Origin of the sequence: Mycolicibacterium chubuense, assembly GCF_001044255.1 — a bacterium.
GTDB classification, from domain to species: domain Bacteria; phylum Actinomycetota; class Actinomycetes; order Mycobacteriales; family Mycobacteriaceae; genus Mycobacterium; species Mycobacterium chubuense.
On record NZ_JYNX01000036.1, the window covers coordinates 193,298 to 213,622 of the forward strand.

General features: G+C 69.7%; 21 protein-coding genes and 2 pseudogenes. 9 read left to right on the forward strand and 14 right to left on the reverse strand.

Annotated elements, in window-relative coordinates; translation table 11 throughout:
* Positions 1-285: 285 nt before the first annotated feature.
* The 4 genes from MCHUDSM44219_RS14225 to MCHUDSM44219_RS14240 are packed head-to-tail and all read left to right on the forward strand — an operon-like array spanning position 286 to position 6,689.
* Positions 286-1,740 carry a hypothetical protein gene (locus MCHUDSM44219_RS14225; RefSeq protein ID WP_053081252.1) on the forward strand — a complete coding sequence of 485 codons (1,455 nt, stop codon included), beginning with the start codon at positions 286-288 and terminating at the stop codon, positions 1,738-1,740.
* Positions 1,733-3,145 (forward strand): glycosyltransferase family 2 protein, encoded by a 1,413-nt coding sequence (locus MCHUDSM44219_RS14230; RefSeq protein ID WP_048418884.1) that lies wholly within the window; start codon positions 1,733-1,735, stop codon positions 3,143-3,145. The genes MCHUDSM44219_RS14225 and MCHUDSM44219_RS14230 overlap by 8 nt, the downstream gene beginning before the upstream one ends.
* On the forward strand, positions 3,142-5,061 hold the full coding sequence (locus MCHUDSM44219_RS14235) for a hypothetical protein (protein ID WP_048418885.1): 1,920 nt from the start codon (positions 3,142-3,144) through the stop codon (positions 5,059-5,061). Before MCHUDSM44219_RS14230 ends, MCHUDSM44219_RS14235 begins: the two co-directional genes overlap by 4 nt.
* Positions 5,058-6,689, forward strand: coding sequence for a glycosyltransferase family protein (locus MCHUDSM44219_RS14240; protein ID WP_082162207.1), 1,632 nt, complete (start codon positions 5,058-5,060; stop codon positions 6,687-6,689). The genes MCHUDSM44219_RS14235 and MCHUDSM44219_RS14240 overlap by 4 nt, the downstream gene beginning before the upstream one ends.
* A gap of 10 nt (positions 6,690-6,699) precedes the next feature.
* Here MCHUDSM44219_RS14240 and MCHUDSM44219_RS14245 read toward each other — a convergent pair whose 3' ends face one another.
* A complete protein-coding gene (locus MCHUDSM44219_RS14245; RefSeq protein WP_048418886.1) occupies positions 6,700-7,665 on the reverse strand; it encodes an endonuclease/exonuclease/phosphatase family protein in 966 nt (321 codons plus the stop codon).
* 19 nt (positions 7,666-7,684) lie between these two features.
* Positions 7,685-8,695: a glucose-6-phosphate dehydrogenase (coenzyme-F420) gene (gene fgd / locus MCHUDSM44219_RS14250; protein ID WP_048418887.1), complete on the reverse strand. Its 1,011-nt coding sequence runs from the start codon at positions 8,693-8,695 to the stop codon at positions 7,685-7,687.
* A gap of 23 nt (positions 8,696-8,718) precedes the next feature.
* Here fgd and MCHUDSM44219_RS14255 point away from each other — a divergent pair, with 23 nt between their 5' ends.
* Positions 8,719-9,459 carry an MBL fold metallo-hydrolase gene (locus MCHUDSM44219_RS14255; protein WP_048418888.1) on the forward strand — a complete coding sequence of 247 codons (741 nt, stop codon included), beginning with the start codon at positions 8,719-8,721 and terminating at the stop codon, positions 9,457-9,459.
* Here MCHUDSM44219_RS14255 and MCHUDSM44219_RS14260 read toward each other — a convergent pair.
* The 5 genes from MCHUDSM44219_RS14260 to MCHUDSM44219_RS14280 all read right to left on the reverse strand — a co-directional run bounded on the left by MCHUDSM44219_RS14260 (position 9,441) and on the right by MCHUDSM44219_RS14280 (position 12,196).
* The gene (locus MCHUDSM44219_RS14260) at positions 9,441-9,704 is read right to left on the reverse strand and encodes a hypothetical protein (RefSeq protein ID WP_048418952.1); all 264 of its coding nucleotides are present in this window, start codon (positions 9,702-9,704) and stop codon (positions 9,441-9,443) included. The two genes, MCHUDSM44219_RS14255 and MCHUDSM44219_RS14260, sit on opposite strands and share 19 nt — an antisense overlap.
* A 37-nt stretch (positions 9,705-9,741) precedes the next feature.
* Positions 9,742-10,845 (reverse strand): LLM class flavin-dependent oxidoreductase, encoded by a 1,104-nt coding sequence (locus MCHUDSM44219_RS14265; RefSeq protein WP_048418889.1) that lies wholly within the window; start codon positions 10,843-10,845, stop codon positions 9,742-9,744.
* Positions 10,842-11,336, reverse strand: coding sequence for a GNAT family N-acetyltransferase (locus tag MCHUDSM44219_RS14270; protein WP_048418890.1), 495 nt, complete (start codon positions 11,334-11,336; stop codon positions 10,842-10,844). The genes MCHUDSM44219_RS14265 and MCHUDSM44219_RS14270 overlap by 4 nt, the downstream gene beginning before the upstream one ends.
* A gap of 96 nt (positions 11,337-11,432) precedes the next feature.
* Positions 11,433-11,867 carry an SRPBCC family protein gene (locus MCHUDSM44219_RS14275; protein ID WP_048418891.1) on the reverse strand — a complete coding sequence of 145 codons (435 nt, stop codon included), beginning with the start codon at positions 11,865-11,867 and terminating at the stop codon, positions 11,433-11,435.
* A complete protein-coding gene (locus MCHUDSM44219_RS14280; protein ID WP_048418892.1) occupies positions 11,864-12,196 on the reverse strand; it encodes an ArsR/SmtB family transcription factor in 333 nt (110 codons plus the stop codon). Before MCHUDSM44219_RS14280 ends, MCHUDSM44219_RS14275 begins: the two co-directional genes overlap by 4 nt.
* 88 nt (positions 12,197-12,284) lie before the next feature.
* On the opposite strand from MCHUDSM44219_RS14280, the gene MCHUDSM44219_RS14285 reads away from it, so the two are divergent.
* Positions 12,285-12,968, forward strand: a complete 684-nt coding sequence (locus tag MCHUDSM44219_RS14285) for a DUF899 domain-containing protein (protein WP_048418893.1) — start codon at positions 12,285-12,287, stop codon at positions 12,966-12,968.
* 171 nt (positions 12,969-13,139) lie between these two features.
* Here MCHUDSM44219_RS14285 and MCHUDSM44219_RS31015 read toward each other — a convergent pair.
* Both MCHUDSM44219_RS31015 and MCHUDSM44219_RS31020 read right to left on the reverse strand, forming a co-directional pair.
* Positions 13,140-14,266 (reverse strand): annotated as a pseudogene (locus MCHUDSM44219_RS31015) (HNH endonuclease signature motif containing protein); the annotation flags it as partial.
* A 34-nt stretch (positions 14,267-14,300) separates the two neighbouring features.
* Positions 14,301-14,771 (reverse strand): annotated as a pseudogene (locus tag MCHUDSM44219_RS31020) (DUF222 domain-containing protein); the annotation flags it as partial.
* Positions 14,772-14,937: 166 nt separating this feature from the next.
* Between MCHUDSM44219_RS31020 and MCHUDSM44219_RS14295 the strand changes: the two are divergent.
* Positions 14,938-15,801 carry an SDR family oxidoreductase gene (locus tag MCHUDSM44219_RS14295; RefSeq protein ID WP_048418894.1) on the forward strand — a complete coding sequence of 288 codons (864 nt, stop codon included), beginning with the start codon at positions 14,938-14,940 and terminating at the stop codon, positions 15,799-15,801.
* Here MCHUDSM44219_RS14295 and MCHUDSM44219_RS14300 read toward each other — a convergent pair.
* On the reverse strand, positions 15,798-16,268 hold the full coding sequence (locus tag MCHUDSM44219_RS14300; protein WP_048418895.1) for an Lrp/AsnC family transcriptional regulator: 471 nt from the start codon (positions 16,266-16,268) through the stop codon (positions 15,798-15,800). The two genes, MCHUDSM44219_RS14295 and MCHUDSM44219_RS14300, sit on opposite strands and share 4 nt — an antisense overlap.
* Before the next feature lie 92 nt (positions 16,269-16,360).
* Between MCHUDSM44219_RS14300 and MCHUDSM44219_RS14305 the strand changes: the two genes are divergently transcribed.
* Positions 16,361-16,798: a rhodanese-like domain-containing protein gene (locus MCHUDSM44219_RS14305; RefSeq protein ID WP_048418896.1), complete on the forward strand. Its 438-nt coding sequence runs from the start codon at positions 16,361-16,363 to the stop codon at positions 16,796-16,798.
* Here the strand turns inward: MCHUDSM44219_RS14305 and MCHUDSM44219_RS14310 are convergent.
* Positions 16,795-17,406: a TetR/AcrR family transcriptional regulator gene (locus MCHUDSM44219_RS14310; RefSeq protein ID WP_048418897.1), complete on the reverse strand. Its 612-nt coding sequence runs from the start codon at positions 17,404-17,406 to the stop codon at positions 16,795-16,797. The genes MCHUDSM44219_RS14305 and MCHUDSM44219_RS14310 overlap by 4 nt on opposite strands.
* A 61-nt stretch (positions 17,407-17,467) precedes the next feature.
* Between MCHUDSM44219_RS14310 and MCHUDSM44219_RS14315 the strand changes: the two genes are divergently transcribed.
* Positions 17,468-18,325 carry an alpha/beta fold hydrolase gene (locus MCHUDSM44219_RS14315; protein WP_048418898.1) on the forward strand — a complete coding sequence of 286 codons (858 nt, stop codon included), beginning with the start codon at positions 17,468-17,470 and terminating at the stop codon, positions 18,323-18,325.
* Here the strand turns inward: MCHUDSM44219_RS14315 and MCHUDSM44219_RS14320 are convergent.
* From MCHUDSM44219_RS14320 to MCHUDSM44219_RS14330, 3 genes are read right to left on the reverse strand one after another with little or no spacing between them, the layout of a single operon-like run.
* Positions 18,289-18,693: a hypothetical protein gene (locus MCHUDSM44219_RS14320; protein ID WP_048418899.1), complete on the reverse strand. Its 405-nt coding sequence runs from the start codon at positions 18,691-18,693 to the stop codon at positions 18,289-18,291. The genes MCHUDSM44219_RS14315 and MCHUDSM44219_RS14320 overlap by 37 nt on opposite strands.
* Positions 18,694-19,908 (reverse strand): O-succinylhomoserine sulfhydrylase, encoded by a 1,215-nt coding sequence (locus MCHUDSM44219_RS14325; protein WP_048418900.1) that lies wholly within the window; start codon positions 19,906-19,908, stop codon positions 18,694-18,696. It abuts the gene before it with no gap.
* Complete coding sequence (locus tag MCHUDSM44219_RS14330) at positions 19,905-20,318, reverse strand: rhodanese-like domain-containing protein (RefSeq protein ID WP_048418901.1); 414 nt, start codon at positions 20,316-20,318, stop codon at positions 19,905-19,907. The genes MCHUDSM44219_RS14325 and MCHUDSM44219_RS14330 overlap by 4 nt, the downstream gene beginning before the upstream one ends.
* Positions 20,319-20,325: the final 7 nt, after the last annotated feature.

The following is a 20,325-nucleotide window of genomic DNA, read 5'->3' on the forward strand; positions in this document are numbered from 1 at the left end:
GATCGTCGACTTTCCGGTGTCCCCCTCGGGCGAGGCGACATAGATCGCGGAGATCGCTGATCGGGGCGCATCGGGCACACCTGGAGAGCCTGCCGCATCTCGCGGCTGATGGCCAGTCCGGGTCATTACGGGACCGTCAGGAGCGAATTTACTCCGCAGTAAGTTGTCAAAGTTTGCTGCAACTGCTTCACTTTGTACAACGCGCTGACAGAGGCGTTAATTAGTAAGACCTCTCCAATCGCTGATTCTGCACCATCCGGGATTTTTCTGACAGTGGGGGACCCCATGTCCGTGCTCGACCTGCGCACCGCGGCGGTGATCCCCGCGCCTGCGAGCGCACTGGGCGAGCGGCTGAGGTGGATGTCGAGCCACCCGTTCCGGCTCCGGATGGCGGCGGCCGTCGCGCTCACCGCCGCGGGCTGGGCTCCCCTCTACGCCGGCGTCGTGGACGCCGCGGCGCAGGGGTCCCGCGGTGCGTACCTGCTGGTCGTCCCCGTACTGCTGGTGATGATCGCCGCTGCGTACCGCACTCCGCCGCGCGGGGTGGGGGACGCGGAATCGGACTGGATCGTGGTGGCACTGGTCGGCGCAGGCGGCTTCACCGCGATCCACCTCCTCGCGCAGCGGTTGCCCACGCTGGCCGGCCTGTGGCGCCTCCCGCTGCTGAGCACCGTCGTGTGGTTCGCCTGCGTGCTGACCGTGCTGTTCGGTGTCCGGCACGTGGTCCGCATGTGGCCGCTGTGGCTGTTCGCGCTGTGCATCACCACGCCGCTGCCCGCGCTGATGGCGACGGCAGCCCTGGGCGGAAGCGACCACGCGGTCACCGCGGTGGCGGCCGGGGTGGGCGCGCTCGCCATCGCGCTGTCGACCCGCGCCGTGACGTGGCGGGTGCGAATGGCCGCAACGCTGGGCTGTCTCGCGATCGGGCTGGCGATCGCGTGGGCCTGGACGGGCCTCTGGCCGACCGTGCTGGTCGCCGGGGTGCTGCCAGTGCTGACGACGGCGACCGTCGTCCGGATACACACGAAAAGTGCTGTGGCGGATGAGTTCCCGCTGCCCGACCGGGCGCCGCTCTCGGCGGCGGTGCTCGTCGCCGTGGCGGCCGCCCTCCTGCTCACCGCGGCGCCGTCGGCGGGCCGGGCCGGTGGCGGCATCGTGGACGGGACCTGGACCCAGCGCACCGCGTGGGGCGCGCCGACCACCTACGGCTTCATCACCCGCTACCTCGGCCCCGGCAGTCGGTGGGAACGCTTTTCCGTACCGCCGGTCGAGGGACTACCCGCCGCGGCGGTCGACGTGGTCACCGCCGACAACGCGGGCGCGCTCCGCGACGTCGCCGACGCCGTCTGGTACCCCTCGGCACGCCCCCTCGCCTACCGGAACGCCGACCCGTCGAGCAGCCTGCCGACCGGCGCCCGCACCATCCACAGCAACGCCGACGCCGCCACCACCGGGACCGACGGGCAGTGGTACGCCATCACCTGGACGTGGCACACGCCGAGGGTTCACCAGCAGGTGACCGTCATTGTCAGCCAGGCCCTGACCGGCGCGACGCCACCCCCACCGCCCGCACCGCTGTCGGTGTCCGCGATGGCCCTTGCGCCCGCACTGTGGCTGGCGCGCCAACAGCCCGACGACACCGGTCAGGTCGACGAGTTGGTCCTCGCCCGCGCGAGCGACCTGGTCGAGACGGTCACCGCGGTGGCCCGTCATCGCACCGACGGGCCCGCCGGTGCCTGAGCAACTCCCCGAGCACCTGTCGGCCCGTTCGCTGCTGAGCCGACGAACCCTCGCACTGTCGGGGCTGGCGCTGCTGCCCGTCGTGGCGGCGGTCGCGGTGTGGCCCCGCCTGGTGCCGCCCGCGGTGACCGCGGCGGTGGCGCTGCTGTACCTGGTGTCGACGATCGACCGGAACTTGTTGCTGCTGCGAGGGTTGCGCGCTTCGGCGCTGATCCGGGTGGAGCCGGAGGAGGCGTTGGCGCTGCGCGACGACGACCTGCCCGTCTACACGGTGCTGCTGCCGGTCTACGACGAGCCCTCGATCGTCACCAACCTGATCAACGGCGTCGGCCGCCTCGACTACCCGGCCGACAAGCTCGAGATCCTGCTGCTGGTCGAGGAAGACGACATCGCGACCCAGACGGCGCTGCTGGACGCCGACCTGCAGTCGGTCCGGCTGGTGATCGTCCCGCACAGCCTGCCCAAGACCAAACCCAAGGCGTGCAACTACGGCATGTCGCTGCCCGATCTGCGCGGTGAGCTCCTGACGATCTACGACGCCGAGGACATCCCGGATCCGCTGCAGCTGCGCCGCGCCGCCGCCGCGTTCGGGCGGCTACCCGCCGACATCGGTTGCCTGCAGGCACGTCTGGGCTACTTCAACGAACGGCAGAACCTGCTCACGCGGTTCTTCTCCCTCGAATACGACCAGTGGTTCGGTGTGGTGCTGCCCGCGGTGGAACAGGCGCGCTGCGTGGTGCCGCTGGGCGGAACGTCGAACCACATGCGGGTCTCGGTCTGGCGGGAGATCGGCGGCTGGGACGAGTTCAACGTCACCGAGGACGCCGACCTCGGTGTCCGGCTCGCGCGGCACGGCTACCGCACGCTGATCCTCGACTCGATCACGTTGGAGGAAGCCAACTCCGACGTCGTGAACTGGATCAGGCAACGGTCCCGGTGGTACAAGGGCTACCTGCAGACGATGCTGGTCGCGCTGCGCGACCCGGCGGGCCTGCACCGCGAGATCGGCGCCAAGGCCACGCTGCGACTGATCAACATGACCGGCGGCGTGCCGCTGACCAGCGCGCTGAACATCGCGTTCTGGTTCGCCCTGCTGGTCTGGGTGCTGGGCCGGCCGGCGTTCATCGAGGTGCTGTTCCCGCCGCTGACCTACTACGTGTGCCTGGCGCTGTTCCTGCTCGGCTCACCGCTGTCGGTGTACACCGGCGTCATCGTCACCCAGGCACTCGGCAAGCCGCACCTGTGGTGGGCCGCGCTGCTCACCCCGCTGTACTGGGTGCTGCAGTCGGTCGCCTTGCTGAAAGCGATCTACCAGTTGGTGTTCCGCCCCTCCTTCTGGGAGAAGACGGTGCACGGACTCGGCCATCCTCTCGACTCCCCCCAGCCCATGGAAGGCACCCGATGACACGACGACTGTGCACCCTCGCCGCCGCCCTGGCGGTGTTCGCCTCCGTCGCGGTCCTGCCCGGAACGGCCGCGGCGGACCCCTACGTGGAGGCGGTGGCCGGGCCCGCGGTGTCCCCCGCGATCGGCTGGACCCAGTTGGGCCTGGCGGACCGGATGGACATCGTCGGCGCGAATCAGCCCAGCGACACCTCGATTCCGGTGCCCTCCGGGGTGTTTCCGACGATGCTGACCGGTGAGGTCGGCTCGATCGTGAACGTCACCGACGGGCGGCTGGACATCCTGGACGGCCGCGGCGTGGTGCTGGGCGTGGTCCCGATCCCGCCCGGTGCGATCAGCGTGCCCTTCAGTGTCGACATCGCCGCGGCCCAGGTCGCCGAAGGACGCGCGAAACTGAGCTTCGTCGTCCGCAACGCCGGCCCGGCGGCCACCACCTGCACGCAGCCGCCCGCCCTGACCCTGAGCGGACTGACCACGACGTTCTCCGGCCCGGCGCCGGATCCGGTCACCGTGGCCGGCTTCCTTCCCGGCTACCTCGACCGCATCGTGATCCGCGTCGGCCGCACCCCCACCGAACACCAGCAGCAGGCCGCGCTCGATCTGGTCGCCAAGCTCACGCAGCTGTACCGGCCGATGCCGGTGCAGATCGATGTGAGCGATGACGCTGCTGCACCGGCAGATTCGCCGACAACGCGGGTGATCGACATCCGTGACGGCGGCCGCCCGGGCATCACCGTCGAGAACGCCGGGACGCCTGCCGCCGTGCTGGCGATCACCGGCACCGGCGAGCAGCTCGTCGCGCAGGCAGGGCTGTTCACCGACCGCCGGATCGGGCTGGCGCAGAGCGATTCCGCGGTGATGGTGTCCTCCCGCGAGGGCACCGACCTGACGTCGACGGTGAAGACGTTCGGCCAGCTGGGCATCTCAGGGCAGACGTCGGTGGCCGGTACCACGACGCTCTACACCGGCTTCGACGCCGCCGCCTTCGGTGTCGGGCCGATCAGCGGCGCCACCGTCCACCTCAAGGCCCACTACACCCCGATCGCCGACGGTGAGGGATCGCTGCTGCTGCGCTCCGGCGCAACGGTTCTGGCCGCACGCAGCCTCGACGGGTCGGGCACGCTCGACATCACCGGCGACATCCCCGCCGAGGCCATCACGTCGAACGTCGGCCTCGCCCTGGAGTTGCGGTACATCCCCCGCCAGGAATGCGCGCCGCTCAACGACCGGGTCACGTTCTCCGTCGATCCGCAGTCCACGGTGACGGTGACCCCCGGCGCAGGTAACCGCGGCGGGTTCCCGGCGCTGCCGATGGCGTTCACCCCCGACTTCGACGTCGCGATCGACAGCCCCGACCATCTCCGATTCGCCGCCGCCGCGATCAATCTCATCGCCCAGCAGACCCAGGTGACGTTGCGTCCGCGCATCACCCGTCTCTCGGACGCGGCCGGATCGGGCACCGGGGTGCTCGTCGTCAGCGGCGGGCGCGGGCTCGCCGACGCCGGGCTGCGCCCACCGCTGCTGCCCGCCGACGGCGACACCGTCGACGTCGGCACCACGGCCGGTGCCGCCAACACGCTCGTGGATCTGCATGCGCCCCTGGGCATGGTGCAGGCGTTCACCGACCGCGGACGCGCGGTGCTCGCGGTCACCGGCACCGGCGACTGGTCCCTGGTCGACACCACCCTCGATCACGTGCGCGGCCTGCCGAACCGGTGGGGCTCGCTGACCGGCGACGTCGTCGCGACCGGGATCGCGGGACAGACGGTGACGCTGTCGGTCAACGAGGGCGATTCGATGCCCCACCAGCCGGCGCCGTCGGACGGGTGGCGGTGGTGGGCCTGGGCGAGCGTGGCCGCCGTCGGCGCCGCGGTGCTGGCCGCGGGCGCGACGGTGCTGATCCGCCGACGCGCGTGAACCCGGCGCGGCGGTGGCCCGGCGTTGCGCTGTTCTGGTCGCTGAGCCTGGCCTACTTCGCCCTCGGGACCGTTCTGGTGTTGCGGTACAACATCTTCGAGCCCGACGCGCCCAACCGGGTCGCCAACGCCGGCTTCGCACTACAGTCGCGCGATCCGCACCTGTCGGCGATCGGGTTCGTGTGGAATCCGTTGCCCAGCCTGGTCGAGATCCCGCTGGTGTGGCTGAGTCAACTGCCCGCGCTGTCGCTGCTGAAGTCCGCGGGGTTGGCCGGCGTCGTGCAGAGCGCGCTGTTCATGTCGGGTGCGGCGCTGATGGTGCGGCGCATCGCGTTCGATCTCGGGGTTCCGGCGCTGTGGCGCCGGATCGCGGTCGGTGCGTTCGCGCTGCACCCGATGATCGCCCTCTACGGCGCCTCGGGGCTCAGTGAGGCCGCGCAGATGTTCTGCCTGCTGTGGTGCGTGCGCTTCCTGATGCGATGGTGCGCCACCCGGTGGGTCGGTGACCTCGCGTGGGCCGGAATCGCCCTGGGCGTGGGGTATCTCGCACGCTACGAGGTGATCCCGGCCGCCGCGGCCGCCGCCGGGCTGGTCGCCGTGCTGACGTGGCGGCGCTCCGCGCGCGAGGTGCGCTGGTCGGCCACCGCGATCGACGTCGTCATCGTCGCGTTCCCGGTCGTGACCGCGTTCTTCGTGTGGGCGGTGACCGGCTGGATCATCAACGACGAGTTCTTCGCCACGCTGTCGTCGCAGTACGGCAACTCCAGTCAGGTGGCCGGCCGACTGGCGCGCGGCACCGGCGACGCCGGGGCGCAGTGGCCGGTGGTCGCGGCGCGGCTGTTCGGCATGCAGCCGCTGACCGGGGTCGCGGTCGCCGCGGCCGTGGTGGTCGCGGCCACCCGGCGGCGTGCCGTGCCGCTGATACCGGTCGTCGTCTTCGGCGCCACGCTGGCCTTCGCCGCTGTGGCACAACATCAATCGATGACATTCGGATGGTTCCGTTTCTACCTGCTCGCCATCCCGCTGGTGATCTGCGTCGGGCTGGCCTGCTGGCAGACACAGACGGCGACGCGGGCGGTGGCGGCCGCTCTGGTGACGGCGTCGGTGGTGGTGGCGATCCCGGTCACCACGCCGTTGATCGTCGATCAGGACATCGCCTACGGACAGCTGGAGGCCGGCCTGGTCTCGCTGGTCGATCCGCTGGCTCATCCCCCGGGCGAGGACCCGGCCCGGCGCCGGTTGATCAGCGAGCGCCGGCTGGCTCAGTGGTTCGACGCCAAGAACCTGCCCGAGGGGTCGGTGCTGATGGACACGTTCCTCACGTGGGGCATCTGGCTGTCGTCCGAGCATCCGAAGCAGTTCGTCATCACCAGCGACTACGACTTCGTCGCCGCGCTGAACCGCCCGTGGGACTTCGGGATTCGCTACATCGTCGTCACCAATCCCGAGCGCAACGTCCCCGACGCGATCAACCGCCGCTACCCGACACTGTGGGCCGACGGCGCCGACATCGCCGCGGTCACCCTCTCGGCCGACGGTCCCACCCCCGACGAGATGTTCCGCGTCTACCGGACCACCGGCCGGCCCGTGGCGCCGCCGTCGGCGACCATCCGGCAGGCGGGCGGCTGACTCGGCCGCCTCAGCTCGCCGTCATGTCGACCGGCAGCCGCAGGGTGGCCAGCAGGCCGCGGTGGTCGGCACCGGGCACCGACACCGTCCGCGCCGAGGCGGCGTCAGCGTTCTTGACCAGGATGTGATCGATCCCGATGAGCGGCAACCACATTCCGCGCGACGGGTAGGTGCGGGCGAGGCCGGCCCCGGCGACGGTGTCGGAGTAACCGCCGTCGAGCAGTGCGCGGAACGGCGCCATGTCGGCGGTCGCGTTGAAGTCGCCGGCAACGATCACCGCACCCGCTCCGGCGGCGCGGCCCACCTCGTCCAACGTGCCGGGCAGCCTTCCGATGTCCGCCCGCCAGTGATCCATCGGCTGCGGCCACGGCGCGGCCAGATGCACCGACAGCACCGTGGTGTCCACGACGACGCCGGGAATCCGGATCCGGGTGCCGATCATCGGCAGCGCGTATCCGTCGATGCGGCCCGAGTTCACGATCGGGTGCCTGCTCCAGATCCCGATGCCCGACGCCAGCGCCGCAGGCGCGATCACCCGGTACGGAAACGCGGCGTCCATCCCCGCCTCCGACAGACCGTCGGCGGCCTGCCGGGTCATCTCCTGCACCGCGACGATGTCCGCCCCGTCGCGCGCCAGCGCCACGAACGCCTGCGAATCCGCCTGGCCCATCCCGAGATTGGTGGTCAGCACCCGGACCTCGACCGACCGGACCGCGGCAGCGCCGGGAACCTGGTAGCGCGGCAGGTACACCAGCACCCCCGCGGCGGTGACCGCCACCGCGACCATGACCAACAGCCAGCGCCGGCCGAGCAGCAGGAGCACCGCAGCGATGGGAGCGGCCAGCACCAGATAGGGGGCGGCCGCGGCGACGATCAGCACCGGCTGCGACGTCAGCGGCACATGACGGACGCCGAGGCCCACCAGCGCGGCGGCGAGCCCGAGAAGGCCGAGCACCGTCGCGAGAATGCGGATCATCTCGCGGGTATCGGGAGCGTCAGGCCAGGCGCCGCAACCGCGGTTCGAGGTCGCGCTGAAACAGCTCGAGGAAGCGCTTCTGGTCATGGCCGGGGGCGTGGAACACCAGGTGGTTCAGGCCCCACCCCACGTAATCCTTGACCTTCTCCACCGCTTCGTCGGGATCAGAGGCGACGATCCAGCGCTTGGCGACCTGCTCGATCGGCAGCTCGTCGGCCATCTTCTCCATCTCCATCGGATCGTGGACGGAGTGCTTCTGCTCGGCGGTCAGCGAGAGCGGCGCCCAGAAGCGGGTGTTCTCCAGCGCGAGCTCGGGGTCGGTGTCGTAGGAGATCTTGATCTCGATCATGCGGTCGACGTCGTCGGGGTTCTTGCCCGCCGCCTCGGCGCCTTCGCGCATCGCCGGGATCAGCTTGTCCTTGTACAGCTCCTCGCCCTTGCCCGAGGTGCAGATGAAGCCGTCGCCGGCGCGGCCGGCGTACTTGGCGACCTGCGGGCCGCCGGCGGCGATGTAGATCGGGATGCCGCCCTCGGGCACGTCGTAGATCGAGGCGCCCTTGGTCGTGTAGTACTCGCCGTCGAAGTCCACGCGGTCACCGAGCCACAGCTCGCGCATCAGCCGAACCGATTCGCGCAGCCGCGCGTAGCGCTCCTTGAACTCCGGCCACTCCCCCTCGTAGCCGGTGGCGATCTCGTTGAGCGCCTCGCCGGTGCCGACGCCGAGGAAGATGCGGTCGGGGTACAGGCAGCCCATCGTCGCGAAGGCCTGGGCGATGACGGCAGGGTTGTAGCGGAACGTCGGGGTGAGCACCGACGTGCCGAGCACCAGCCGCTTGGTGCGCTCGCCGACCGCGGTCATCCACGCCAGCGAGAACGGCGCGTGCCCGCCTTCGTGGCGCCACGGCTGGAAGTGGTCGCTGACCGTCGCGCTGTCCATGCCGTGTTCCTCGGCCAGCACCGCGAGTTCGACGAGTTCACGGGGTGCGAACTGCTCCGCCGACGCCTTGTAGCCCAGTTTCAGTTCAGCCATACCTATGTTTCTACACTCGCCTGATGCCACCGGTACTCACGGCCGTCACCGACCGCGTCCACTTCGTCGAGACCGATCTCGTCAACTGGACAATCGTCGCCGGCGACGGCGGGGCGGTGCTGATCGACGCGGGCTTCCCCGGCCACCGCGAGGATGTGCTCTGGTCGCTGGGCCGGCTGGGCTTCGGGCCGGCCGACGTGCGGGCGATCCTGTTGACCCACGCGCACATCGACCATCTGGGCACGGCGATCTGGTTTGCGCAGGCGCACGGCACCCCGGTGTACTGCCACGGCACCGAGGTTCGCCATTCCCGGCGCGAATACCTCGAACAGGCCTCCCCGCGCGACATCATCGGCCGTGCGTGGCAGCCGAAGTTCCTGAAGTGGTCGGTGGCGATCACCCGCAGGGGCGCGCTCACCCACGAGGGCATCCCGACCACGCAGGCCCTGACCGACGAGGTCGCCGCGGGGCTGCCCGGCGCGCCGCAGGCGATCGCCACCCCCGGGCACACCGGGGGGCACTGCTCGTATCTGGTGGACGGGGTACTGGTCAGCGGCGACGCGTTGATCACCGACCATCCCGTCGCATCCCGGCCGGGACCGCAGCTGCTGCCGTCGATCTTCAACCACGACGAGGACGCATGCCGCCGCAGCCTGGACACGCTGGCTGCCGTCGAGGCCGAGGTGATGCTGCCGGGGCACGGGCCGCTCTGGCGTGGCCGGGTGGCCGAGGCCGCCCGGGCGGCTCAGACGAGGGTGTCGTAGCCCAGCAGGAAGATCGCGGTCAGCGCCAGCCCGCAGGCGACGACGATCGCGGGCATCAGGATCATCGTGTCGAGTTCGTCGTCGTTGAGCACGTCGTCATCGAAGCGGCCGAACAGCACCCGGGCGATGCCGGTGCGGCGGAACGCGTGCACGAGCCGGCGGACACCCTTGGTGAAGCGGCGGCGGCCGATGAAGACACGGGACAGGACGCCGAAGCCGAAGGTCAACGCGGCAGCGGCCAGCATCAACCATCCCACGGTCGCCTGCGACACACCGGCAAGCCTATCGCCACCGCTGCGCGAGCAGGCGGTGCGATCGGAGCCGGTCGCAGTGCCGGTGGGTCATCGAGGTGACCACGAGTTCGTCCGCACCGGTCGCGCGCTGCAGCCTGTCGAGGCCGTGCGCGACCTCGTCGGGGTCGCCGACGAACTGGGTGGCGAGGCGGTCGGCGACGACGGCGCGCTGGTCTTCGGTCAGCGGGGCGACCCCGTCGGGGTCCGGGTAGGGAACGGCGCCGTCGCCGGCCCGGATCGCGTGCACCCAGTGTCCGTAGCTGGACGCCAGGTGGGTGGCCGTCGCGCTGTCGTCGGCGACGACGATGTCGGCGGACACCACGACGTACGGCTCGGACAGGTGGGCCGACGGCCGGAACGCGGCGCGGTAGGCGTCGACGGCGTCGAGCGCCGTGGCCGGCGTGATGTGGTAGCTCGCGACGAACGGCAGCCCGTGCGCGCCGGCGACCTGGGCGCTGCTGCCTGCGCTGCTGCCGAACACCCACGGGGTGAGGGCGGCGCCGGTGCCGGGCCGGGGCTGGATCGGGACGTCGTCGACGCGGTGGTCGCCGCGCAGCATTGCCAGGATCTCCTCGACCTGCACACCGAAGTCGGGCGCGACGGCCTCGGGTTGCTGGAGCTGCGACATCCGCACGCGCAGAACGGGATTGCGCATCATCGCGCTGACGTCGAAGGGTGGCGGGACGACCACGCCGTCGACGTCACGCCAGGGTCGCGGCTCCGGGGCCGGGGTCGCGGCCTGGAGCGCCTCGCGCCGGCGCTGACCCGACCGGCCGACGCCGAGGTCGATGCGTCCGGGGAAGAACGCGTCGAGCATGCCGAAGGTCTCGACGACGGCGACGGCCGTGGTGTGTGCGAGCTGGACGGCGGCCGCACCGACCCTGATGTGCTCGGTGGCGGCGGCTATCTGGCCGATGAGTACGGCGGGGGCGGATCCGGCGACATCGACGAAGTGGTGTTCGGCGACCCAAAAGCGTTGGTATCCCCACTGTTCGGCGTGGCGGGCGAGGTCGACGGTGTTGCGCAGCGCGGTGCCGGCGTCGGCGCCCTCGGGGATCGGCGACAGGTCGAGAACGGAGAGCGGGACGCTCACGGCAGTGTCTTCAGGAATGCGACGGGATAGCTCTCGCCCTCGTTGGTCAGGGGTTCGGCGAGGCGGGTGTAGCCCATCGAGAGGTAGAGCGCTTCGGCTTCGGGTTGGCGGTCGCCGGTGGTCAGGTAGACACGGCGGTAGCCGCGGGCGGCGATCTCGGCTTCGAGGCGGGCGACCAGCGTCTTGGCGTGGCCGCGACGGCGGTGCCGGCTGTCGGTCCAGATGCGCTTCAGCTCGGCGGTGTCGGCGTCGAACCGGCGGAAGGCGCCGCCGGTGACGGGTTGCCCGTCGAGGAGCCCGATCAGCAGACCGCCGGCCGGCGGCTCGAACTCGGCGGCCGGGTAGCCGCGCAGCCACGCGTGCACCCGGTCGCGCAGGCCGCCGTAGCGCTCGGCGTACTCGACGGCGAGTTCGTCGATCAGGGGCGCGGCGAGCGGGTCGTCCTGGTGGACGGCCACGAACTGCACCTCGTCGACGGCTGACACGGACATCACCTTCCTGTCTAACGCACAGCGCGGCTGCGCATTTCCCCGCGCGCGCATTTGCTCACGGTGAGTGAAACTTTCGCCAGTTGGCGGGTGCGCCGTCTAGCGCAGAGACAGCACCGTCACCAATTGGTCCGCGGTGACGGCCCAGCCGTGGTCGTGGTCGGCGAACCCTTCGGCGGGCAGCAGGCTGTGTTCGATCGACATCAGGGTCTCGTCAGCGCCGTGGGGTTCGAAGGCCACGTCGACGATGCTCGTCGCGGTCGGGTCGGCCCAGCCGGAGTGGCTCCAGGTGAAGCGCAGCCGGTGAGGGCGGTCGATGTGGAGGAACTGTCCGGTGATCAGGACGAGGCGGCCGGAGTCGTCGACGTCGAAGCGCACGCGGCCGCCGACGTGCGCCTCGACGGTGATCGCGACGCACCGCGAGGGCCGCGGGCACATCCATTCGGCGAGGGCCTCGGGGTCGAGCCACTCGTCGAAGACCACCTCGGGCACGGCGGGCAGGACGCGGCGCACCCGCACGACGGGATCGGTCATCGGGGCGTGGCCTTGCGGCGCAGGCGCTCGGACAGTGCGTCGGCGCGCGCCGACCAGAAGTCACTCTGCTCGTCGATCCACTGGCGTGCGGACGACAGGCCGTCGGGGTGCAGCGACAGCCAGTGTTCGCGACCGCGGACCTCGCGACGTACCAGGCCGGCCGATTCGAGCACGCCGACGTGGCGGGAGACGCCGGCGAAGCTCATCGGCAGCGGTGCGGCCAAATCGGTGATGCGCGCGTCGCCGTCGCGCAACGCCTCCAGCAGTCGCCGACGGGTCGGATCCGAGAGCGCGGCGTACGCCCGGTCCAGCGTCGAATCTTCAACCATCTTGTTGACTATAGCGGCGCGAGGTGGTGTCCTGAAGGTCATGACGTTCAACGCTTGTGTTGAACGTTTCCGGCGGAAGGGAGAACCGATGGAGCCCCGCATCGTGTCGGCGCAGGAGTGGGAGACGGCGTTGGCCGACATGCTGGTTGAGGAGAAGGAGTTCACCCGGGCGCGTGATGCGCTGGCGGCGAGGCGGCGGCGGATGCCGTGGACGCCGGTGGAGAAGACCTACCGGTTCGAGGGTCCCGACGGCCCGGCGACGTTGATCGATCTGTTCGCCGGGCGTCGGCAGTTGATCGTGTACCGGGCGTTCATGGATCCCGGGGTCGGCGGCTGGCCGGACCACGGCTGCGTGGGGTGTTCGCTGATGGCCGATCACATCGGGAACCTGTCGCACCTCAACGCTCGCGACACCACGCTCGTGTACGTGTCCCGCGGACCGCAGTCCGATATCGCCCGGATCTCGGCGACGATGGGCTGGAACATCCCGTGGTACACCATGATTCCCGGTGAGGACGGCATGTTCGACGTGGACTTCGGCGTCGACGAGTGGCATGGCACCAACGCGTTCATCCGCCGGCCGGGTCCGGATGGCGACGAGATCTTCCGCACCTACTTCGTCAACAACCGCGGAGACGAGGCGTTCGTCAACACCTGGAACTTCCTCGACATCACCGCCCTGGGGCGCCAGGAAACCTGGGAGGACTCGCCGCCGGGATACCCCCAGACGGCTCCTTATCAATGGTGGCGGCACCACGACCTGTACCCCTAGTCCTAAAAGGGTGGTGGGTCGTCGCCGTAGTCGGGTTCGGGGGTGATGGCGGTGTTGTCCTGCCAGGGTTGGCGTTTGGCGTTGCGTTCGTGTTGGCGTTGGAGGGCGTTGAGTTCGCGTTCGCGGGTGATGTAGGCGGCGCGGTTCTGGGCGCGGGTGCGTCGTCGGGTNTCGTGTTGGCGTTGGAGGGCGTTGAGTTCGCGTTCGCGGGTGATGTAGGCGGCGCGGTTCTGGGCGCGGGTGCGTCGTCGGGTGGGCATCATCAGCCCCCGCCCGGAGCGGCGCGGCGGCGTGGGCCCCGATGCCGGTGGTGGGGGTCCGGTGGTGGTGTTCCAGGACGGGAACAGCAGTGTCGAGAACGGTTTGGTGGTGTAGGTGTGTCCGGTGGGTGTGGTGACCCGCACGGTCCCGTCGGCGGCCTGGGTGTCGGTCCAGCCTTCCCAGAACGTTTTCACCAGATGATGTTGGCGGCAATAGCATTTGGTGTTCGAGGCGTGAGTGGCGCCGTGCGGGTAAGGGTCGGTGTGGTCGATGTCGGCGAACACTGCGGGCCGGTCGCAGCCGGGGAAGCGGCAGGTCAGGTCGCGGGCGCGGACGAACCGCTCCAGCGCAGCGCAGGGGCGGTAGCCGTCGGTGGCGCCCAGGGCGGCCGGGTCGGTGAGGAACCGCACGGTCGCGCCGTGGGCGATCAACTCGGCCAGCAGCGGCGCGGGCAGGATCGCATTGCGGAAGCCAGGGATCAACGCCGCCGTGCGGCGTGCGGGCTCGGGCTGCGGCGCAGGTTGTGAATCCGGTTGTGGCTTGGCGGGTTCCGGTTCCGGTTCTGGCTCGGGCGCGGGCGCGGGCTGCTCGGCGGGTTCGCCGTGCAGCTGGGGGTCGACGGTGGCATCCAGGGCGGTGGGCTCGGCGATCACGGTGATCGTGAAACGCGACCCACGTCCGTCGTCGAGCTGCGCGGCGGGGCAGTCCGGGGTGGCGCAGCGGCAGGTCAGCACGAACGACCCCGCCGCCATCGCCCCCAGGGAATCGGCGCGGCGCTGATCCAGTGTGCGGGGGTCGTTCTCGCACACCGAGTGGACCATCACCGACAGTCGGTGGGCCAGCACCGCGGCATCGGGGGTGGCCAACTTCCCGAACGCGCTCGTCAGGCCGGTGCGGTCATCGCGGTCACCGATGGTGAACGAGCGGCCCTGCATCCCGGTGCGCAGCCGGCGCACCGCATCGGGGTCGTGCTGCTCGATCGTGGCGTCGATGGCGGTCTCGAGTTTCTTCTGCGACAGCAGCCCCCACTCCCGCACGGCGTCGACGACGATGCCGTCCAACCTGGCCAGNGATCGTGGCGTCGATGGCGGTCTCGAGTTTCTTCTGCGACAGCAGCCCCCACTCCCGCACGGCGTCGACGACGATGCCGTCCAACCTGGCCAGGATGGCCGGGTCCACCACCAGCGCGCTGCGGAACACGATCGTCGTCACCAGCGACAACGGCACCCGCCCCGCCGCCAACAGTCGGCCCAGCCGCGGGAACCGGTCCCGCAACGCCAACCCCAGGGTCATCTGTCCTGAGGCGCGTCCGGAGCTGATGTTGAGCGCGCACCCGATCTCCGCGGCGGCGGCGTCCCAATCATCACAGGCCCAGCGGGCCCGCTCCGGTGCACGGCGGCGCTCCCAGAACTCCACGATCGCGGCCAGCTTCACCGCCTCGGCCCGCGCCGCCGCCACCCCACACCCGGTCACGATGTCGACCAGATCCGCATCGCCGGCACCAGCCAGCGACGCCACCGGCGGCACCGCGGAATCGTACATACGTTCGATGTTAGTGATTTCCGTGCAGCTCAGCAGCACTCATCATCGTGCTGTGGATAACCCGGGCAGCGCCGAGAAATCTGTGGATGGATGCTCCACGAGGTCGGAAATGATGTAGGGGCCGCACACTTCCCCCAAAAACTTGACACGTGTAAAGTTCGGCCACATGGACAACATCCGCGGTAAGACCATCGCCATCACCGGGGCGGCACGAGGCATCGGCTACGCCACCGCCACCGCCCTCCTCGAGCGCGGCGCGCGCGTGGTCATCGGCGACCGCGACGTCGCCCTGCAGGAATCGTCGGTCGCCAAGCTCTCCAACCTCGGACCGGTATCGGGCTACCCGCTGGACGTCACCGATCGCGAGTCGTTCGCGACCTTCCTCGACAAGGCCCGCACCGACGGCGGCGGCCACATCGACGTGCTGATCAACAACGCCGGCGTCATGCCGATCGGACCGTTCCTCGAGCAGTCCGAGCAGTCGATCCGGTCGTCGATCGAGGTCAACCTCTACGGCGTCATCGCCGGATGCCAGCTCGCCCTGCCCGACATGATCGCCCGCCGGCGCGGCCACATCATCAACATCGCGTCGCTCTCCGGCGTCATCCCCGTACCGGGCCAGGTCGTCTACGTGGGCGCGAAGTTCGGTGTCGTCGGGCTGTCCGCCGCGCTCGCCGACGAGGTCGCCCCGCACGGCGTGCACGTGTCGGTGGTGATGCCGCCGTTCACCAACACCGAGCTCATCTCCGGCACGAAGGAGACGCCCGGCACCAAACCCGTTGAGCCCGAGGACATCGCGGCGGCCATCGTGAAGACGCTCAACAAGCCCAAAACGCACGTGTCGGTCCCGCCGTTCCTTCGGTTCACCGCGCAGGCCGCCCAAATGCTGGGCCCGCGCGGGCGACGCTGGATGAACCGGAAGCTCGGCCTGGACAACGTCTTCCTCGAATTCGACACCACCAAGCGGCAGAGCTACGAACAGCGCGCGCAGGCAGCACTCGGCGTCGTCGAGGGCGCCGACAAGAACTAGCTGTCGCCCTCGGGGGGCAGCAGCGGTCTCGACGACAACGGCGAAGAGTAGACGACACTGGTGGTCACGCTGCCGAGTGCGCCGATCCTGCCGCTGAGCCGTTCGAGGTGCTTCATGTCGGTGGCGACGACCTTCATGATGAAGCAGTCGTCGCCGGTGACGTGGTGAGCTTCCAGGACTTCAGGGAGATCGGCGAGGAGGCGGTGCAGCGGGTCGTAATTGCCGCTCGGGTAGCGCAGCCGCAGGAAGGCCAGGATCGAGAACCCGAGCCGTTCCGGATCGACCTGAGCGCCGTAACCGGTGATCACACCGAACTCTTCGAGCCGACGTACGCGTTCGGCGGCGGCGCTGTGGCTCATGGTGACGTGCCGGGCAAGCTCCGCGACGCTCTGCCGCCCGCGCGTCTGCAACGCCTGCAGAATCGCCGTGTCGACCTTGTCGAGCCGAAACGGGAGTTTCGCGGCCATGACGACACGATGCCACGAAATCACCGCTTGATTCCCGGTAACGCCGCGATACTTCCCTGGAAACCCATCCGCGCCCTGAATATCGTTTCCTCATGCCTGCCACCCCAACGGAACTCCTCGTGGCGCACTTCGCCGGCAAACTCGCCGTCGAAACCGACGCCTCGGATGTGCACGCCGACCAGGAGAACGGCGTCGCGTTCGCGCTCGTCGACGCCCGCGGAACAAGCGCCTGGGACCAGGGGCGGATCGCTGGAGCGGTCCACATGCCCACCGCGGAGATCGCCGAACGGGCGACCCGGGAGATCCCCCGGAACGTACCCGTCGTGACGTACTGCTGGGGGCCGGGCTGCAACGGCTCGACCCGTGCCGCCCTGGAGTTCGCGAAGCTCGGCTACCAGGTCAAGGAGATGATCGGCGGCTTCGAATACTGGGCCCGCGAAGGCTTTCCCGTCGAGACGGATCGCGGCCAGGAACTCCGCGCCAAGGATCCGCTCACGGCACCGTTGGACGCCGCCACCTGTGACTGCTAACGCGCGATGCCGTCGATGAGGCGGTCGCACACGGCGTACATCTCCTGCTTCGCCGCGTCCTGATCTTCGGCGCGGGAGATGTAGAGCGCCGCCTCATCAAGTGCGCCGAGCAGCACGTGCGCCGTCGGCCGCCGCGGCTGATCCGGGATCACCCCGTCGGCGATCGCCTGACCGAGCATCGCCTCGATGACGCCGAGCCCGTACTTCATCCCGACCGCGCGCCACCGCTCCCAACCCAGCACCGCCGGCGCGTCGACCAGCATGATCCGCTGCACCTCGGGGGCAGAGCAGAGATCCAGGAACAGCCGCGCACCGGTCTTCATCGCCTGCCGCTGATCAGCCGGCGCCGCGTCCCCGAGCCGCGTGACGATGTCCGCGACCAGTTCGCCCTCGATCTCCTCGTAGACCGCCGCGAACAGTTCGGTCTTGTCGGCGAACTGGTGGTACAGCGCGCCGCGGGTCACCCCCGCCGCCTCGACGATCGACTGCGTCGACACATCGGCGAAACCGTTGACAGCGAACAACTTCCGCGATGCAGCCAGCAGACTCGCACGCGTGGCCGCGGTGCGCTCCGCCTGGGACCGCCGGGGCGGGGGGTTGACTTTCATACAGTCTGTACGTAACTTTCGTACTCAGTGTTTGTAAATGTCGACGAGAAGGATAACCGCTATGCCCACCGTCACCGTGCCTGCGGCCACCGTCGAATACCGCGAGTCGGGCCCCAAGGACTCCGCCTACCCGCCCGTCGTCTTCGTGCACGGCGCGCTCGTCGACTCCCGACTGTGGGACGCCGTCGCCGCCGACCTGGCCGGTCAGGGATTCCGCTGCCTGCAACCCGACCTCCCCCTCGGCGCCCACCGCATCCCGGTCGACGACCGCGCCGCGCTGACGCCCACCGGTGTCGCGGATCTGGTGCACGACCTCCTCGTCGCCCTGGATCTCGAGGACGTCACGCTGGTCGGCAACGACACCGGCGGTGGCGTGTGCCAGTTCCTGATCGACGCCCACCCCGAGCGCATCGGCCGCCTCGTGCTGACCAATTGCGATGCGTTCGACAAGTTTCCGCCGTTCCCCTTCAACGCCGTCTTCGCGATGATGCGCACACGTCCGGCTGTCACCGCGCTGATGGCGACCATGGGTCCGACGGCACTGCGGCACTCACCGCTCGGCTACGGCCTGCTCGCCAAGAACCTGGATCCGGCACTGACCGCATCGTGGCTGACGCCGGCGCGCACCGACCGGCGCATCGCCGGTGACTTCGCCGCGCTGGCCCGGGGAATCGGCGGAACCGATCTCACCCACGTCGCACCCCGGCTGCACCGCTTCACCAAACCGGTGACCGTGGTGTGGGGTCAGGACGACCGCTGCTTCACCCCGGCACTCGGGCGCCGACTCGCCGCGCTGTTCCCCGATGCGACCACCGTCGACGTGCCGCACGCGTCGACGTTCGTCCCGCTGGACGCACCCGCAGCGGTCAGCAAGGCGATCCGTCAGGCGAACACTGGCATCGGATCGCCGAGGCGGTAGGCCTCGATCGTGTCGAGGTGCTCGAACAGTTCGGACAGGTTGAACTGGTAGTCGTCGGCGGTGCCGACGAACACCACGTGGGCCACCTCGCCCTCGTCCTCGGGGGTCAGCAGCACCACCGTCACGTTGACGACCTCGTCCTCGTCGGCGACCTCGGCCTCCGACGCCGGCCAGTACCAGGCGGCGCCGGTCTCGTCGTCGACGTCCTCGGAGAACTCCCAGCCACGCTCGGTCAGACGGGCGTCGAAATCCTCGAGTTCGGCCGCGATTTCGAGCTGTTCGGCGACACGCGCCGGCACCCAGGCGTCATCGCGGACCGCGCGCCGCTTCTTGCGGCGCGCCTTCTTCTGCTCGGATCGCCGCGACACCTACGCCAGCGCCTGAGCCAGGTCGGCGATCAGGTCCTCGGTGCCCTCCAGACCGATCGAGATGCGAACGACGCCGTCGCCCAGCCCGATCGCGGCCCGCCCCTCCGGCCCCATCGCGCGGTGGGTGGTGGTCGCCGGATGGGTGATCAACGACTTGGCATCGCCGAGATTGTTCGAGATGTCCACGATCTGCAGCTTGTCGAGTACCTCGAACGCCCGCTCCTTGGTGCCGCCCGCGAGCTCGAACGTCACGACCGTGCCGCCACCGGTCATCTGTCGCTTCGCCAAGTCGTACTGCGGATGTGATTCCAGGAACGGATATTTCACCCAGCTGACGGCCGAACTCGACTCGAGGAACTCCGCGACGCGCAGCGCTGAGGCGTTCTGATGGTCCACCCGCAGCGCCAGCGTCTCCAGCCCTTTGAGCAGCGTCCACGCGTTGAACGGACTCAGCGCGGGCCCGGTGTGGCGCATCAGCTTCTGCACCGGCCCGTCGATGTACTCCTTGTCACCGAGGATCGCGCCGCCGAGCACCCGGCCCTGCCCGTCGATGTGCTTGGTACCCGAGTAGACGACGACGTCGACACCCAGCGGGAAACCCTGCTGCAAAATCGGTGTAGCGAAGACGTTGTCCAGCACCACCTTTGCGCCTGCCGCATGGGCCATGTCGCAGACCGCGCCGATGTCGACCAGCGACTGCATCGGGTTCGACGGCGTCTCGAAGAACACCGCACTGGTCGGTCTCGACCTATCAGACAAAGCCTCCTCCCACTGGGAGAGGTCCTCACCGTCGACGAACACCGTCTCCACGCCCCAGCGCGGCAGGATCTCGTTGCACACCACGAAGCACGAGCCGAACAGGCTGCGGGCGGCGACCAACCGGTCGCCCGCGCCGAGCAGCGCGCCGAGGGCGGTGAACACCGCCGACATGCCGGTGGCCGTCGCGAAACAGGCCGGGGCGCCTTCGAGCAGGCGCAACCGCTCCTCGAACATCGAGATCGTCGGATTGCCGTAGCGCGAGTAGACGTACCGATCGACCTCGCCGGTGAACGCCTTCTCCGCGTCGGCGGCCGTCTGGTAGACGTAACCCGACGTCAGGTACATCGCCTCGGCGGTCTCCTCGAAGCCCGACCGCAACAGCCCGCCCCGGACGCCGATGGTGGCCTGGCTGACGCCCTCGGGCAGCGGCGCCGGGGTGCGGATCGACTCGCTCATGACTGCGTCCAGGGCAGGCCGACGGCTTTCCACCCGGTGCCGCCGCGGTGCTTGTGCTCGTCGAGGTTGCCCTCGAAGCCGTCGAGGATGTTGTAGGACGGCCCGATGCCCGCCTCGGTGGCCGCCTCCGCGGCGCCGATCGACCGGTTGCCGGACCGGCACAGGAACGCCACCGGCCGGTCACCCGGGGTGATCCCGGCGGCCAGCAGGTCGTCGACGAAGCCGGTGTTGCGGGAGCCGTCCGTGCGGTTCCACTCGATGAACACCGTGTCGCGGTGCAGCGACGTCAGGTCGGGCACGCCGACGAAGCGCCACTCGGCGTCGGTGCGACAGTCCACCAGCACCGCATCGGGGTTCTCGCTCAGCAGCTTCCAGGCCTCCTCAGGCGTGATGTCTCCGGCGTAGCTCACGGTCGTG